General features: G+C 71.2%; 14 protein-coding genes. 6 read left to right on the top strand and 8 right to left on the bottom strand.

Annotated elements, in window-relative coordinates; all coding sequences use genetic code 11:
* The 5 genes from pgl to tkt form a co-directional block, all read right to left on the bottom strand.
* Positions 1–780 (bottom strand): 6-phosphogluconolactonase (gene pgl / locus EAO76_RS06270; RefSeq protein ID WP_148835600.1); only part of this gene is annotated, 780 nt, incomplete at its 3' end.
* A complete protein-coding gene (gene opcA / locus EAO76_RS06265) occupies positions 777–1,835 on the bottom strand; it encodes a glucose-6-phosphate dehydrogenase assembly protein OpcA (protein ID WP_148834149.1) in 1,059 nt (352 codons plus the stop codon). The genes opcA and pgl, both read right to left, overlap by 4 nt.
* Positions 1,832–3,364 (bottom strand): glucose-6-phosphate dehydrogenase, encoded by a 1,533-nt coding sequence (zwf, locus tag EAO76_RS06260; protein ID WP_148834147.1) that lies wholly within the window; start codon positions 3,362–3,364, stop codon positions 1,832–1,834. Before zwf ends, opcA begins: the two co-directional genes overlap by 4 nt.
* A 5-nt stretch (positions 3,365–3,369) precedes the next feature.
* Positions 3,370–4,488: a transaldolase gene (gene tal / locus EAO76_RS06255; RefSeq protein ID WP_148834145.1), complete on the bottom strand. Its 1,119-nt coding sequence runs from the start codon at positions 4,486–4,488 to the stop codon at positions 3,370–3,372.
* A 34-nt stretch (positions 4,489–4,522) separates the two neighbouring features.
* A complete protein-coding gene (gene tkt / locus EAO76_RS06250) occupies positions 4,523–6,610 on the bottom strand; it encodes a transketolase (RefSeq protein WP_148834143.1) in 2,088 nt (695 codons plus the stop codon).
* 287 nt (positions 6,611–6,897) lie between these two features.
* On the opposite strand from tkt, the gene EAO76_RS06245 reads away from it, so the two are divergent.
* Together EAO76_RS06245 and EAO76_RS06240 are read left to right on the top strand one after the other, a co-directional pair.
* Positions 6,898–7,851, top strand: a complete 954-nt coding sequence (locus tag EAO76_RS06245) for a heme o synthase (RefSeq protein ID WP_187438475.1) — start codon at positions 6,898–6,900, stop codon at positions 7,849–7,851.
* A 99-nt stretch (positions 7,852–7,950) separates the two neighbouring features.
* Entirely contained in the window at positions 7,951–8,307 is a 357-nt protein-coding gene (locus EAO76_RS06240; RefSeq protein WP_148834141.1) for a hypothetical protein, read from the top strand.
* 96 nt (positions 8,308–8,403) lie between these two features.
* On the opposite strand, the gene EAO76_RS06235 is transcribed toward EAO76_RS06240, so the two are convergent.
* The 3 genes from EAO76_RS06235 to EAO76_RS06225 all read right to left on the bottom strand — a co-directional run bounded on the left by EAO76_RS06235 (position 8,404) and on the right by EAO76_RS06225 (position 11,203).
* On the bottom strand, positions 8,404–9,417 hold the full coding sequence (locus EAO76_RS06235; RefSeq protein ID WP_148834139.1) for a heme A synthase: 1,014 nt from the start codon (positions 9,415–9,417) through the stop codon (positions 8,404–8,406).
* Between the two features lie 98 nt (positions 9,418–9,515).
* Entirely contained in the window at positions 9,516–10,283 is a 768-nt protein-coding gene (locus tag EAO76_RS06230) for an ABC transporter permease (protein ID WP_148834137.1), read from the bottom strand.
* Positions 10,280–11,203 (bottom strand): ABC transporter ATP-binding protein, encoded by a 924-nt coding sequence (locus tag EAO76_RS06225; RefSeq protein WP_148834135.1) that lies wholly within the window; start codon positions 11,201–11,203, stop codon positions 10,280–10,282. The genes EAO76_RS06230 and EAO76_RS06225 overlap by 4 nt, the downstream gene beginning before the upstream one ends.
* Positions 11,204–12,099: 896 nt before the next feature.
* Between EAO76_RS06225 and EAO76_RS06220 the strand changes: the two genes are divergently transcribed.
* The 4 genes from EAO76_RS06220 to EAO76_RS06205 are packed head-to-tail and all read left to right on the top strand — an operon-like array spanning position 12,100 to position 15,815.
* Positions 12,100–12,840: a metalloregulator ArsR/SmtB family transcription factor gene (locus EAO76_RS06220; protein WP_148834133.1), complete on the top strand. Its 741-nt coding sequence runs from the start codon at positions 12,100–12,102 to the stop codon at positions 12,838–12,840.
* Positions 12,837–14,258, top strand: coding sequence for a Fe-S cluster assembly protein SufB (sufB, locus tag EAO76_RS06215; protein WP_148834131.1), 1,422 nt, complete (start codon positions 12,837–12,839; stop codon positions 14,256–14,258). Before EAO76_RS06220 ends, sufB begins: the two co-directional genes overlap by 4 nt.
* A gap of 58 nt (positions 14,259–14,316) precedes the next feature.
* Positions 14,317–15,498, top strand: a complete 1,182-nt coding sequence (sufD, locus tag EAO76_RS06210) for a Fe-S cluster assembly protein SufD (protein ID WP_148834129.1) — start codon at positions 14,317–14,319, stop codon at positions 15,496–15,498.
* Positions 15,498–15,815, top strand: a complete 318-nt coding sequence (locus tag EAO76_RS06205) for a bifunctional 3-phenylpropionate/cinnamic acid dioxygenase ferredoxin subunit (RefSeq protein ID WP_148834126.1) — start codon at positions 15,498–15,500, stop codon at positions 15,813–15,815. Before sufD ends, EAO76_RS06205 begins: the two co-directional genes overlap by 1 nt.
* The last annotated feature ends 7 nt before the right edge of the window (positions 15,816–15,822 follow it).

The following is a 15,822-nucleotide window of genomic DNA, read 5'->3' as shown; positions in this document are numbered from 1 at the left end:
GGCCGAGGCGGGTGGGTACAGGGCGCGCGGCAGCCGGGAGGCGGCCGCCGCGTCCATCAGCCACAGGGTGCGGCCGCGCCCGTACGCACCGGCCGCCGGGGCCTGGATCTCCCCGGCGCCCGAGAGCGCGATCTCCGCGGCCTCCGCCTTGTCCTCGCCCGCGGCGAGCAGCCACACCTCGCGCGCCGCCCGGATCGCGGGCAGCGTGAGCGAGACGCGGGTGGGCGGCGGCTTGGGGGCGCCGTGCACACCGACGACGGTGCGCTCGGTCTCCCGGACCGCGGGCAGCTCCGGGAAGAGCGACGCGACGTGCGTGTCCGGGCCGACGCCCAGCATCAGCACGTCGAACGTCGGCACCGGACCGTGGTCCTCCGGACCGGCCGCGGCGGCCAGCTCGGCGGCGTATCCGGCCGCCGCCGCGTCGGCGTCGTTGCCGAACGGGCCGTCCGATGCGGGCATCGCGTGCACCCGGGACGGGTCCAGCGGCACCGAGTCCAGCAGGGCCGTACGGGCCTGCGTGACATTGCGCTCCGGATCGCCCTCCGGCAGGAACCGCTCGTCGCCCCACCACAGGTCGAGCCGCGACCAGTCGATCGCGTCCCGGGCGGGCGCGTCGGCGAGCGCGGCCAGCAGGCCGTTGCCGTTGCGCCCGCCGGTCAGCACCACCGAGGCGTGACCGCGCGCGGCCTGGGCGTCCACGACCCGGGTGATCAGCCGGGCCGCGGCGGCCCGGGCCATCAGCTCCTTGTCGCGGTGCACGACGAGCTGCGGGGTGCTCACTTCGACGCCGCCTTCTTGGCCGCCGACTTCTTCGCCGGAGCCGGGGCCGGAGCGGTGGCCGCAGCCGGGGCCGGAGCGGTGGCCGCAGCCGCGGCGGCGGGAGCGGGCTCGGCCCGCTGCGGCTCCGCCGCCCCGCCGAGCTTCTCCGTGCCGAACCGCACCGTCGACGCGTACGTGTTGTCCGGGTCCAGACGCCGCAGCTCCTCGGCGAGCAGCTCGGCGGTGTCCCGCCGCTTGAGCGCCACCGCGCGGTCCGGCTGGCCCTGCATCGAGAGCGTGGCCAGCGAACCGTCGGGACGGTCCAGGACGATGACGCCGTTCTTGGTCTCCATCCGCACGGCCGTCAGACCGGGGCCGGCGGACACGGTGCGCTCCACCGGGACCCCGAGCCGGTCCGCGAGCCACATGGCGAGCAGCTCGCAGCTCGGGTTCTCCGACTCGCCCTCGACGGTCGCGGAGACGACCCGGGCGGACTGCTGGTCGAGCGAGGCCGCCAGCATCGAGCGCCACGGCGTGATGCGGGTCCAGGCCAGGTCGGTGTCGCCCGGGGTGTAGGAGTCGGCGCGGACGGCCAGCTCCCGGCCCGGGTGCTCCGCCGCGTACGCGTCCGTGATCCGGCGCTGGGCGAGCGCGCCCAGCGGGTCCTTCGCCGGGTCGGCGGGCGCGTCCTGGGGCCACCAGACCACGACCGGGGCGTCCGGCAGCAGCAGCGGCAGGACCACCGACTGGGCGTGGTTGGCCAGCTCCCCGTGGAGCCGCAGCACGACCGTCTCGCCGGTGCCCGCGTCGGAACCCACGCGCACCTCGGCGTCGAGCCGGGCGTCGCGGCGGCTGCGCGGCGAGCGGCTGACCCGCTTGATCACCGCGATGATCCGCGAGGGGTGCTCGCGCGATGCGTCGCCGGCCGACTTGAGCGCGTCGTACGCGTTCTCCTCGTCGGTGACGATGACCAGGGTGAGCACCATGCCGATGGCCGGGGTGCCGATGGCGCGGCGGGCCGACACCAGCGCCTGGTTGATCTTGCTGGAAGTGGTCTCCGTGAGATCGATTTTCATGGCCGGCGCCAGCTCCGTCCGTCTCGTGCGAGCATCTCGTCGGCCTCGGCCGGACCCCAGGTGCCGGCCGGGTACTGCGCGGGCTTGCCGTGCTCGTCCCAGTACTCCTCGATCGGGTCGAGGATGTTCCAGGAGAGCTCGACCTCCTGGTGCCGGGGGAAGAGGTTGGCGTCGCCGAGCAGCACGTCGAGGATGAGCCGCTCGTACGCCTCCGGGCTGGACTCCGTGAAGGACTCGCCGTACGCGAAGTCCATCGTGACGTCCCGGACCTCCATCGAGGTGCCGGGCACCTTGGAGCCGAAGCGCACGGTCACGCCCTCGTCCGGCTGGACCCGGATGACCAGGGCGTTGCCGCCCAGTTCCTCGGTCGCGCCGGACTCGAAGGGCAGGTAGGGGGCCCGCTTGAAGACGACCGCGATCTCCGTGACCCGGCGGCCGAGCCGCTTGCCGGTACGGAGGTAGAACGGCACGCCCGCCCAGCGGCGGTTGTTGATCGTCAGCTTGATCGCGGCGAAGGTGTCGGTCGTCGACTTGGGGTCGATGCCGTCCTCCTCCAGATAGCCGAGGACCTCCTCGCCGCCCTGCCAGGCGTGCGCGTACTGGCCGCGCACGGTGTGCTTGCCCAGGTCCTCCGGCAGCTCCACCGCCGTGAGCACCTTGAGCTTCTCGGCGACCAGGGCCTTCGGGTGGAAGGAGCCGGGCTCCTCCATGGCGGTCAGCGCGAGCAGCTGGAGCAGGTGGTTCTGGATGACGTCACGGGCTGCGCCGATGCCGTCGTAGTACCCGGCACGACCGCCGATGCCGATGTCCTCGGCCATCGTGATCTGCACGTGGTCGACGTACGACCGGTTCCAGATCGGCTCGAACATCGTGTTGGCGAACCGCAGCGCCAGGATGTTCTGGACCGTCTCCTTGCCCAGGTAGTGGTCGATCCGGAAGACCTCGTTGGGCGGGAACACGTCGTGCACGATCTGGTTGAGCTCCTGAGCGCTCGCCAGGTCGTGGCCGAAGGGCTTCTCGATGACGGCGCGCCGCCAGGAGCCCTCCTTCTGGTCGGCGAGTCCGTGCTTCTTGAGCTGCTGGACCACCTTGGGGAAGAACTTCGGCGGCACGGACAGGTAGAAGGCGAAGTTGCCGCCCGTGCCCTGCGCCTTGTCGAGCTCCTGGATCGTGGTCTTCAGCTGCTCGAAGGCCTCGTCGTCGTCGAAGTTGCCCTGGACGAAGCGCATCCCCTGGATGAGCTGCTGCCAGACCTCCTCGCGGAACGGCGTGCGGGCGTGCTGCTTGACGGCGTCGTGGACCTCCTGTGCGAAGTCCTCGTCCTGCCACTCGCGGCGGGCGAAACCGATGAGCGAGAAGCCCGGCGGCAGCAGGCCGCGGTTGGCCAGGTCATAGACGGCGGGCATCAGCTTTTTGCGGGACAAATCACCCGTGACACCGAAGATCACCAGACCCGACGGCCCCGCGATGCGCGGGAGCCGTCGGTCCTGGGGGTCACGAAGCGGATTGGCTCCGGGAACACCGGACAAGGTGGTCAGCCCTCCGAAGGGGCGAGGCGCTTGAGCTCCGCCTCGGTCGAGTTGAGCAGGTCGATCCAGGACGCCTCGAACTTCTCCACGCCCTCGTCCTCCAGCAGCTGGACGACGTCGTCGTAGGAGATCCCGAGCGCCGCCACGGCGTCCAGCTCGGCGCGGGACTGCTCGTAGGTGCCGGTGACGGTGTCGCCGGTGACCTCCCCGTGGTCGGCCGTGGCGTCCAGGGTGGCCTCGGGCATGGTGTTCACCGTGCCGGGGGCGACCAGGTCGACGACGTACAGGGTGTCCTTGTACGCGGGGTCCTTGACGCCGGTCGAGGCCCACAGCGGACGCTGCTTGTTGGCGTGCGCCCGGTCCAGGGCGGCCCAGCGCTCCGAGCCGAAGACCTCCTCGTACGCCTGGTAGGCGAGGCGGGCGTTGGCGAGAGCCGCCTTGCCCTTGAGGGCCTTGGCCTCGTCGGTGCCGATCGCGTCGAGCCGCTTGTCGATCTCGGTGTCCACGCGGGACACGAAGAACGAGGCCACCGAGTGGATCTCGGACAGGTCCAGGCCCGCGGCCTTCGCCTTCTCCAGACCCGCCAGGTAGGCGTCCATGACCTCGCGGTAGCGCTCCAGCGAGAAGATCAGCGTGACGTTGACGCTGATGCCCTTGCCGATGACCTCGGTGATCGCCGGGAGACCGGCCTTCGTCGCCGGGATCTTGATGAGCGTGTTGGGCCGGTCCACCAGCCAGGCCAGCTGCTTGGCCTCGGCGACGGTGGCGGCGGTGTGGTGGGCCAGCCGCGGGTCGACCTCGATGGAGACCCGGCCGTCCTGGCCGTCCGTGGCGTCGAAGACCGGACGCAGGATGTCGGCCGCGTCCCGCACGTCGGCCGTGGTGATCATGCGGATCGCCTCGTCGACGGTGACCTTGCGGGTGGCGAGGTCGGTGAGCTGCTGCTGGTAGCCGTCGCCCGAAGAGATGGCCTTCTGGAAGATCGACGGGTTGGTGGTGACGCCCACGACGTGCTGCTCGTCGATCAGCTCGGCCAGGTTGCCCGAGGTGATCCGCTTGCGCGACAGGTCATCGAGCCAGATCGCCACGCCCTCGTCGGAGAGGCGCTTGAGTGCGTCTGTCATGAGAATTGCATCTCCTACTAGTCGTATAACGGCGTCAGCGCGTGGCGGCCGCGAGGGATTCCCGCGCGACGGCGGCGACGTGCTCGCCGGTGAAGCCGAACTCGCGGAAGAGGACCTTGGCGTCGGCCGAGGCGCCGAAGTGCTCCAGCGACACGATCCGGCCGGCGTCACCGACGTACCGGTACCAGGTCAGGCCGATGCCGGCCTCCACGGCGACGCGCGCCTTCACCGACGGCGGCAGCACGCTGTCCTTGTACGCCTGGTCCTGCTCCTCGAACCACTCGACCGACGGCATCGAGACCACCCGGGTCGGGATGCCGGCCGCCTGGAGCTCCTCGCGCGCCTCCACGGCGAGGTGCACCTCGGAGCCCGTGCCGATCAGCAGGACCCGGGGCTCGCCGCCCTCGGCCTCGCGGAGCACGTAGCCGCCGCGGGCCGCGTCCTCGTTCGCCTCGTACGTCGGCACACCCTGACGGGTCAGCGCCAGGCCGTGCGGGGTGCCCTTGCCGAACTCCTTGGTGTACCGGCGCAGGATCTCGCGCCAGGCGATGGAGGTCTCGTTGGCGTCGGCCGGGCGGACGATGTTCAGGCCCGGGATGGCGCGCAGCGAGGCCAGGTGCTCCACCGGCTGGTGGGTCGGGCCGTCCTCGCCCAGACCGATCGAGTCGTGCGTCCACACGTACGTCACCGGCAGGTGCATCAGCGCGGACAGGCGCACGGCGTTGCGCATGTAGTCGGAGAACACCAGGAAGGTGCCGCCGTAGATGCGGGTGTTGCCGTGCAGCGCGATGCCGTTCATGGCCGCGGCCATGGCGTGCTCGCGGATGCCGAAGTGGATCGTGCGGCCGTACGGGTCGGCCTCCGGCAGCGGGTTGCCCGCCGGGAGGAACGACGACGTCTTGTCGATCGTGGTGTTGTTCGAGCCCGCCAGGTCGGCGGAGCCGCCCCACAGCTCGGGGACGATGTCGCCGAGCGCCTGGAGCACCTTGCCGGAAGCTGCACGGGTGGCGACGGACTTGCCCGGCTCGAAGACCGGGAGCTTGTCCTCCCAGCCCGCGGGCAGCTCACCGGCGGAGATCCGGTCGAACTCGGCGGCGCGCTCGGGGTTGGCGGTGCGCCACGCGGCGAAGCCCTTCTCCCACTCCGCCCTGGCCTCGCGGCCGCGGTCCAGCGCCTCGCGGGTGTGGGCGATGACCTCGTCGGCGACCTCGAAGGTCTTCTCCGGGTCGAAACCGAGGACCCGCTTCGTGGCGGCGATCTCCTCGTCACCGAGGGCCGAGCCGTGCGAGGCCTCGGTGTTCTGGGCGTTCGGCGCGGGCCAGGCGATGATCGAGCGGGCCGCGATGAACGACGGGCGCCCGGTCTCGGCCCTGGCCGCCTGCAGCGCCGCGTACAGACCCGCCGGGTCCAGGTCGCCGTTGGGCAGCTGCTCCACGCGCTGGACGTGCCAGCCGTACGCCTCGTACCGCTTCAGGGTGTCCTCGGAGACCGCGGTCTCCGTGTCGCCCTCGATGGAGATGTGGTTGTCGTCCCACAGCAGCACCAGGTTGCCGAGCTTCTGGTGCCCGGCCAGCGAGGACGCCTCCGCGGAGATGCCCTCCTGGAGGCAGCCGTCACCGGCGACGACCCAGACCATGTGGTCGAAGGGAGAGGTGCCGGGGGCCGCGTCCGGGTCGAACAGACCGCGCTCGTAGCGGGCGGCCATCGCCATGCCCACGGCGTTGGCGACACCCTGGCCCAGCGGCCCGGTGGTCGTCTCGACGCCGGTGGTGTGGCCGTACTCCGGGTGGCCGGGGGTCTTCGAGCCCCAGGTGCGGAAGGCCTTCAGGTCGTCGAGCTCCAGACCGTATCCGGCCAGGTAGAGCTGGATGTAGAGGGTCAGGCTGGTGTGGCCCGCCGAGAGCACGAACCGGTCCCGGCCGACCCAGTCCGCGTCGGCGGGGTCGTGCCGCATCACCTTCTGGAAGAGGGTGTACGCGGCGGGAGCGAGGCTCATCGCCGTACCAGGGTGGCCGTTTCCGACCTTCTGTACGGCGTCCGCGGCCAGGACGCGGACGGTGTCCACGGCCCGCTGGTCCAATTCGGTCCACTGGAGGTCTGTGGTGGTCGGCTTGGTGCTCACCCTGAGTCAGGGCTCCTCTCCACTGTCGAAAACCGGTGACTGGTGACCGCACCGGGCGCTGTCGAGCCTACCCCTGACGGAACACGCAATTTCCGAGTGCTTTCAAGGGTGCGGGCGACCTGCGCAGTTCGCCTCCCGGCGAAGCCGCTCCTTCTTTCGAAGAGCCACCCCAACACGACCACACCCCCGCGAAGAACGGCCTGTACCCAACGTCTACAGTGGTCTGGTTCGCGCAAGTCTTTACCGGGCCTTCACGCCCGGAGCTTGCTGGGATTTCTCTGTCAGGGGTGTGCGTGACGGCCGTCGAGTCCCGACCCGCAGGGGTCGCCTTGACTCCGAGCCCAGGGGGCCATCGCCCGTTCGGGGCCCGTGTCAAGGCATTCGTGGCACTGACCAAGCCTCGGATCATCGAGCTGCTGCTGATCACCACGGTCCCGGTGATGTTCCTCGCGGCCCAGGGCGTGCCCGATCTGTGGCTCGTTCTCGCTACCACCATCGGCGGATACCTCTCCGCGGGCGGTGCCAACGCGCTGAACATGTACATCGACCGCGACATCGACGCGCTGATGGACCGTACGGCGCAGCGACCGCTGGTCACCGGCATGGTGAGTCCGCGCGAGTGCATGGCCTTCGGGATCTCCCTCGCGGTGATCTCGACGGTCTGGTTCGGCCTGCTGGTGAACTGGCTCTCGGCCGCGCTGTCACTCGGCGCACTCCTGTTCTACGTCGTCGTCTACACGATGCTGCTCAAGCGACGCACTTCGCAGAACATCGTCTGGGGCGGCATCGCCGGCTGTCTGCCGGTCCTCATCGGCTGGTCCGCGGTGACCAACTCGATGTCCTGGGCCGCGGTCATCCTGTTCGCCGTCATCTTCTTCTGGACGCCGCCGCACTACTGGCCGCTCTCCATGAAGGTCAAGGACGACTACGCCCGGGTCGGCGTCCCGATGCTCCCGGTCATCGCGTCCAACCGGGTGGTGGCCCGCCAGATCGTCGTCTACAGCTGGGTGATGGTGGCCGTCTCGCTGCTGCTCACCCCTCTGGGCTACACCGGCTGGTTCTACACGGTGGTGGCGCTGCTGACCGGCGGCTTCTGGCTCTGGGAGGCGCATGGTCTGCAGAACCGGGCCAAGGCCGGGGTGACCGGAGCCAAGCTCAAGGAGATGCGGCTGTTCCACTGGTCGATCACCTATGTGTCGCTGCTCTTCGTCGCCGTGGCGATCGACCCCTTCCTGAGGTAGTCCGCCTCCTCTCCGCTCCTGCCGACGGGCGGGGTGCGTGGCCCATGCCACGCACCCCGCCCGTCGCCGGTTGATCTACCCGTCGGTAGCATTCTGGACATGGCAGAGACGGCAGAGACCCAGGTTGAGAGCGGCAAGCAGGCGGCCCGCGCGGAGCGCAGGGCGGCGAAGCTCGCCAAGCAGATCGGCGCCTTCTCCAAGGCGCACGGCGGCGCGGAGGGACAGCTCGCCTACATCGGGGAGCACGGCACCCGCATCGTGCTGGTGGGCGAGGACGGCGGCTGGGGCGACCTGGTGGCCCCCTCGTACGCGGTCGCCGAGAGCGCCACGCGCAAGGCCGGGATCACGATGCACGAGGACTTCGACGGCGAGTTCGCCGCGAAGGTCCGCACCGGTCCGTACGAATGGACGCGGATGGCCGGCATCCAGGTGGGCGGCCCCTCCGACAAGGCCTGACGAGCGGACCCCCGTACGCCGATCGCCGGACTGACCCGCACTCGGGTCCGTCCGGCGATCGGCGTACGGGGAGGGGCCGGTGGCCCCGGCGGGCTCTCAGCCCGCGGTGGCGGGCTCCGGCCGCTCCACGGCGGGGCCGGGCACCGCAGCCCCGGCCGCCGGCCGCTCGCGCAGCGACAGCATCACCCGCACCACCGCGATCCACACCAGGCACGAACCGAGCATGTGCAGGCCGACCAGGAGCTCCGGGGTGTCCAGGAAGTACTGGACGTAACCGATCACGCCCTGGGCCATCAGCACCAGGAAGAGCTCACGGGCGCGGTGCCGCGGGCCGACCGGCGCGTCCACGGCCTTGAGCACGAACCAGAGCGCGACGGTCAGCGCCACCACGACCCAGGCCAGGTCGGCGTGCAGCTGCGAGACCAGCTTCCAGTCGATCGGGATGCGGTGCACGTCGCTGGAGTCGCCCGCGTGCCGTCCGGCCCCGGTGACCACCGTGCCGACCGCGACCAGCAGCCCCGCGGCGACCGCGAGCAGCCAGGCCAGCTGGGAGACCGCCTTGCCGACCAGCGGCCGGGGTTCCCCGTCGCCCTCGTCGATCCGGTGCCAGGTCACCATCGCGACGGTCAGCAGTGCCGTGGAGAGCAGGAAGTGCGCCGCGACGGTGTACGGGTTGAGGCCGACCAGCACCACGATCCCGCCGAGCACGGCGTTGCCCATGACGATCCAGAACTGCAGCCAGCCGAGCCGGGTGAGGGTGCGCCGCCAGGGCTTCGCGGACCGGGCGGCGATGATCGCCCATCCGACGGCCGCGCACAGCACGTAGGTCAGCAGCCGGTTGCCGAACTCGATGACGCCGTGCAGGCCCATCTCGCTCGTGGCGGTGAGGCTCTCCTCGGTGCACTTGGGCCAGGTGGGGCAACCGAGACCGGAACCGGTCAGCCGCACCGCGCCGCCGGTCACGACGATGAGCACGGACATGACGACGGCCGACATGGCCGCACGGCGGACCGTGCGGGGGGTCGGGGTCCATCGCTCGGCGATGTAGAGGAGCGGGTTCCGCGCGGCTTGAGCGACTTCGGCTCGGGTCAGCTTGGGCACGCGCACCATCGTAGGCGGCGGCTTGTGCAAGCTTTCACGAGGGGGACGAGTTGCGCGAAACGTCGACGGAACGCGTCCGTCCGCTCACCCCCGGCGGGCGGCCCCGCTCACTCCCAGCGGAAGAACCGGGCCGCGGCGCCCAGCCCGAGCACCGACCACACCAGCAGGACGCCGAGGTCGCCCCACGGCATCGACGCGCCGTTCTGCAGCACGTCGCGCAGACCGTCCGACAGGGCCGTGATCGGCAGCAGCCCCAGCACCGACTGCGCCGCGTCCGGGAACTTGTCCAGCGGCACGATCACCCCGCCGCCCACCAGCAGCAGCAGGAAGACCAGGTTGGCCGCGGCGAGCGTGGCCTCCGCCCGGAGCGTGCCGGCCATCAGCAGCCCGAGCCCGGAGAAGGCCGCGGTGCCGAGCACGAGCAGCAGCAGGACGGCGAACGGGTTGCCCTGCGGCGACCAGCCCAGCGCGAACGCGATCGCCGTCAGCAGCACCACCTGGAGCACCTCGGTGACCAGCACCGCGAGGGTCTTGGCGGTCATCAGCGCCCAGCGCGGCAGCGGCGAGGCGCCGAGCCGCTTGAGCACCCCGTAGCGCCGCTCGAAACCGGTGGCGATGGCCTGGCCGGTGAAGGCCGTGGACATGACGGCGAGCGCCAGGATGCCGGGGGCCAGGAAGTCCACGGACCGGCCCGCGCCGGTGTCCACGATGTCGACCGCGCTGAACAGCACCAGCAGCAGCGTCGGGATGACCACGGTCAGCAGCAGCTGCTCGCCGTTGCGCAGCAGCATCCGCGTCTCCAGGGCGGCCTGCGCGGTGATCATGCGGGACAGCGGGGCGGCGCCCGGCCGCGGGGTGTACGTACCGGCGCTCATGCGCGCAGCTCCTTGCCGGTCAGTTCCAGGAAGACGTCCTCCAGGGTGTGCCGCTCCACGGAGATGCCGGACGGCATCACCCCGTGCTGGGCGCACCAGGAGGTGACGGTGGCCAGCAGCTCCGGGCCGACGTCGCCGGTGATGCGGTACGTGCCCGGCGTGATCTCGGCCGTCCCGGCGCCGTCGGGCAGCGCCTTCAGCAGGGAACCGAGGTCGAGGCCGGGGCGCCCGGTGAAGCGCAGGGTGTTCTCGGCGCCGCCCCGGCACAGCTCCTCGGGGCTGCCCTGGGCGATGACCCGGCCCGCGTCGATGACGGCGACGTCGTCGGCGAGCTCCTCGGCCTCGTCCATGAAGTGCGTGGTGAGGACGATCGAGACGCCGTCGGAGCGCAGCTCGCGCACCAGGTCCCAGGTGGAGCGGCGGGCCTGCGGGTCGAGGCCGGCGGTCGGCTCGTCCAGGAAGACCAGCTCGGGCCGCCCGACCACGGCCATGGCCAGGGCGAGCCGCTGCTGCTGGCCGCCGGAGAGCCGCCGGTAGGTGGTGCGGCCGCAGCCGCCGAGGCCGAGGCGCTCGATCAGCGCGTCGACGTCCAGCGGGTGGGCGTGCAGCTTCGCCATGTGGCGGAGCATCTCGTCGGCGCGGGCCCCGGAGTAGACGCCGCCCGACTGGAGCATCACGCCGATCCGGGGTCGCAGCCGCGCGGAGTCGGCGACCGGGTCGAGGCCGAGGACCCGTACCGTCCCGGAGTCCGGGCGGCGGTAGCCCTCGCAGGTCTCGACGGTGGTGGTCTTGCCCGCGCCGTTGGGGCCGAGGACGGCGGTGATGCCGGGCTGCGCGGTCAGATCGAGACCGTCGACCGCGGTCTTGTCTCCGTACCGCTTCACCAGACGTTCGATCCGGAGGACGGGCTCGCTTCGCATGGTGGCCAAGTCTAAGGAGCGGCGCGGGGGAGGCCGGGCGCGGGGCCGGTCGCGTCACGGTACGAAGCGGACACGGAGGCGTCACCGGCGCCGACGGCGATCGCCTCGCCCGGGTCCCGGCCACCCGCACGGCGTACGCCGTCGCCCCCGGCGCCGCACGGCCGCGGCCACCGACCGCAGCGCCGGGGCCGCCGGGACCACCACCGCCGACGCGGTGCCGGCCCCGGCCGGGTCCCGGCCACCCGCACGGCGTACGCCGTCGCCCCCGGCGCCGCACGGCCGCGGCCACCGACCGCAGCGCCGGGCGGCGGCTCCGCGACGCCCTGCGCGGCAGGTAAGAAGGCCCGGCCTCCGGAGGCCCCATGTCGGGCGGTACCCGGGAGCCGGCGCCCACCGTCGGTACCGCGGGCGCGACACCGGGCCCGGCGCTCACCGGCACGCTCCGGGGCGCCCGGGGCCGGCCGGACCCCGGGGGTCTCGAACCGCTGCCGGAGAGCGTCGTGCCCGCCCGCCGGGTGGCCGTCGACGCCGGGGCCGCCGTCCTTGCCGACACGCGCGGTGACGGCCGGCGGCCCGACCGGGGCACCGGGCCGGCTCGTACGGCCGCCCCGGCCCCACCGGCAGGGTCTCCACGGCCGGGGCGGTCACCGGAACCGCCGCCCCGGAGCCGTGCCGCAGCGCCCGCCGGGGTGCCCATGAGTACCGCTTCGACGGCCCGCCCGACGGCTTCCACCGGGTGGACGCCGGTGCCGCCGGGGCGCCCGGGGAGCGGGCGGAACCGGCCCGCCAATGATCATTTCGGCAGGCCAGGTAAGCCTTACCTGAGTGATGCGCATCATCGTCACCGGTCAGGGAGCGGGTTGTCACTGCCCGATTAATTACGCAACAATGGCGTTGTGAAATACGTCGGCGAGGCTCCCCAGGAGGAACTCGCGACCGGAGAACGCTCCACGCGCAACCGGGTCGCGCGCTCCATCCTGGACCACGGCCCGTCCACCGTCGCCGAGCTGGCGAAGCGCCTCGGCCTCACCCAGGCGGCCGTCCGCCGCCACCTCGACGCCCTCGTCACCGACGGCGTCGTCGAGGCCCGTGAGCAGCGGGTGTACGGGGCACGGACCCGTGGCCGGCCCGCCAAGGTGTTCGTCCTCACCGACTGCGGACGGGACGCCTTCGACCAGTCCTACGACCAGCTCGCGGCGGACGCCCTGCGCTGGATCGCGGAGAACGCGGGCGAGGAGGCGGTCGCCGCCTTCGCCCGGTCCAGGATCGAGGCCCAGTCCGGCGCGTACCGCGCCGCGGTCGAGGCGGCGGACCCCGGGGCCCGCACCGAAGCGCTGGCCAAGGCCCTCTCCGCCGACGGGTACGCTGCTACGGCGCGTAGCGCGCCCGGCCCGCAGCAGGGCGAGCAGCTGTGCCAGCACCACTGCCCGGTCGCCCACGTCGCCGAGCAGTACCCGCAGCTGTGCGAGGCGGAGACGGAGTTCTTCTCCACCCTCCTCGGGACGCATGTGCAACGTCTGGCCACCATCGCCCACGGCGACGGGGTGTGCACGACGTACATTCCGCGCAGCGGCCACGCAGCACCACAGACCACCAATTCAGCATCTGCAAGCACGGCCGGGAGGAACCCCGCATGACGCTCCCCACGGAGACTGCCCACCCCGAACTCGAGGGTCTGGGTACGTACGAATTCGGCTGGGCCGACTCCGACGCGGCAGGCGCCGCAGCCAAGCGCGGGCTCTCCGAGGATGTCGTCCGCGACATCTCGGCGAAGAAGAACGAGCCCGAGTGGATGCTGAAGCTGCGCCTCAAGGGCCTGCGGCTCTTCGACAAGAAGCCCATGCCCAGCTGGGGCTCGGACCTGTCGGGCATCGATTTCGACAACATCAAGTACTTCGTGCGGTCGACGGAGAAGCAGGCGGAGTCCTGGGAGGACCTGCCCGAGGACATCAAGAACACCTACGACAAGCTCGGCATCCCGGAGGCGGAGAAGCAGCGCCTGGTCGCCGGTGTCGCCGCGCAGTACGAGTCCGAGGTCGTCTACCACCAGATCCGTGAGGACCTGGAGGAGCAGGGCGTCATCTTCCTCGACACCGACACCGCGCTGAAGGAGCACCCGGAGCTCTTCAAGGAGTACTTCGGCACCGTCATCCCGGTCGGCGACAACAAGTTCGCCTCGCTGAACACGGCGGTGTGGTCCGGCGGCTCGTTCATCTACGTGCCCAAGGGCGTCCACGTCGACATCCCGCTGCAGGCCTACTTCCGCATCAACACGGAGAACATGGGCCAGTTCGAGCGGACGCTGATCATCGTCGACGAGGACGCCTACGTCCACTACGTCGAGGGCTGCACCGCCCCGATCTACTCCTCCGACTCGCTGCACTCCGCGGTCGTCGAGATCATCGTGAAGAAGGGCGGCCGCTGCCGCTACACGACGATCCAGAACTGGTCGAACAACGTCTACAACCTGGTCACCAAGCGCGCCGTGGCCTACGAGGGCGCGACCATGGAGTGGGTCGACGGCAACATCGGCTCCAAGGTCACCATGAAGTACCCGGCCGTCTACCTGATGGGCGAGCACGCCAAGGGCGAGACCCTGTCCATCGCCTTCGCGGGCGAGGGCCAGCACCAGGACGCCGGCGCCAAGATGGTCCACATGGCGCCCAACACCTCCTCCAACATCGTCTCCAAGTCGGTGGCGCGGGGCGGCGGCCGCACCTCCTACCGCGGTCTGATCGAGATCGGCGAGGGCGCCCCGGGCGCGAAGTCCAACGTGCTCTGCGACGCGCTGCTGGTCGACACCATCTCGCGCTCGGACACCTACCCGTACGTCGACGTCCGCGAGGACGACGTGTCCATGGGGCACGAGGCGACCGTCTCCAAGGTCTCCGAGGACCAGCTCTTCTACCTGATGAGCCGCGGTCTGACGGAGTTCGAGGCGATGGCGATGATCGTGCGCGGCTTCGTCGAGCCGATCGCCAAGGAACTGCCGATGGAGTACGCCCTGGAGCTCAACCGGCTGATCGAGCTGCAGATGGAGGGTTCGGTCGGCTGACCAGGCCCGACGACCGAATCCCCGACTTTTGACAGAGAAAGCGAGCACTACGACAGCCATGGCTGAGGCTCAGAATCTTCCGACGGGTTCCACCACCGCCGGTTCCATCGCGGTGGCCGCCGAGTCGACCGTCGCCACGCGCATGAGCGCCCCCCCGTCCTTCGACGTCGCGGACTTCCCGGTCCCGCACGGCCGTGAGGAGGAGTGGCGGTTCACCCCGCTGGAGCGGCTGCGCGGACTGCACGACGGCACGGCCGTCGCCACCGGCGGCGGCGTGAAGGTCGCGATCGAGGCCCCCGAGGGCGTCACGGTCGAGACCGTCGGCCGCGACGACGCCCGGCTCGGCCGGGCCGGCACCCCGGTGGACCGCGTCGCCGCCCAGGCGTACAGCTCCTTCGAGCAGGCGTCCGTGGTCACCGTCCCCAAGGAGGCCGTGCTCACCGAGCCGATCCGGATCGCGGTGCACGGCGAGGGCGGTGTGGCCTACGGCCACCAGGTCGTCGAGCTGGGCGCCTTCGCCGAGGCCGTCGTCGTCATCGACCACACCGGTGACGCGGTGCTCGCCGCCAACGTGGACTACGTCCTCGGCGACGGCGCCAAGCTCACCGTCGTCTCCGTGCAGGACTGGGACGAGACCGCGGTCCACGTCGGCCAGCACAACGCGCTGGTCGGACGGGACGCCTCGTTCAAGTCGATCGTCGTCACCTTCGGCGGCGACCTGGTCCGGCTCCACCCGCGCGTCAACTACGCGGGCACCGGCGGCGAGGCCGAGCTCTTCGGGCTGTACTTCACCGACAAGGGTCAGCACCAGGAGCACCGCCTCCTGGTCGACCACAACACCCCGCACTGCAAGTCCAACGCCGCCTACAAGGGCGCGCTCCAGGGCGACGGCGCGCACGCGGTGTGGATCGGCGACGTCCTCATCCAGGCCGCGGCCGAGGGCACCGACACCTACGAGATGAACCGCAACCTCGTCCTCACGGACGGCGCGCGGGTCGACTCGGTGCCGAACCTGGAGATCGAGACCGGCGAGATCGTCGGCGCCGGCCACGCCTCCGCGACCGGCCGCTTCGACGACGAGCAGCTCTTCTACCTCATGTCCCGGGGCATCGGGGCCGAGGAGGCCCGCCGGCTCGTGGTGCGCGGCTTCTTCGCCGAGCTGGTCCAGCAGATCGGTCTGCCGGACGTCGAGGAGCGGCTGATGGAGAAGATCGAGGCCGAGCTGAAGGCTTCCGTCTGATGGCCTTCGTGAAAGCGTGCGCGCTGAGTGAGCTGGAGGACGACACCCCGAAGCGGGTGGAGCTCGACGGCGTCCCGGTCTCCGTCGTCCGCACCGAGGGCGAGGTGTTCGCGATCAACGACATCTGCTCGCACGCGAACGTCTCGCTGTCCGAGGGAGAGGTCGAGGACTGCTCCATCGAGTGCTGGCTGCACGGTTCCAGCTTCGACCTCCGCACCGGCAAGCCGTCCGGCCTTCCCGCGACGCGCCCCGTCCCCGTATACCCCGTCAAGATCGAAGGGGACGATGTGCTCGTCTCCGTCACCCAGGAGTCCTGAGTCACCC

Source organism: Streptomyces sp. sk2.1, assembly GCF_008120935.1.
Taxonomy (GTDB): domain Bacteria; phylum Actinomycetota; class Actinomycetes; order Streptomycetales; family Streptomycetaceae; genus Streptomyces.
The sequence above is the reverse complement of the archived record's forward strand: the minus strand, read 5'-3'. Positions and strand labels throughout refer to the sequence as shown.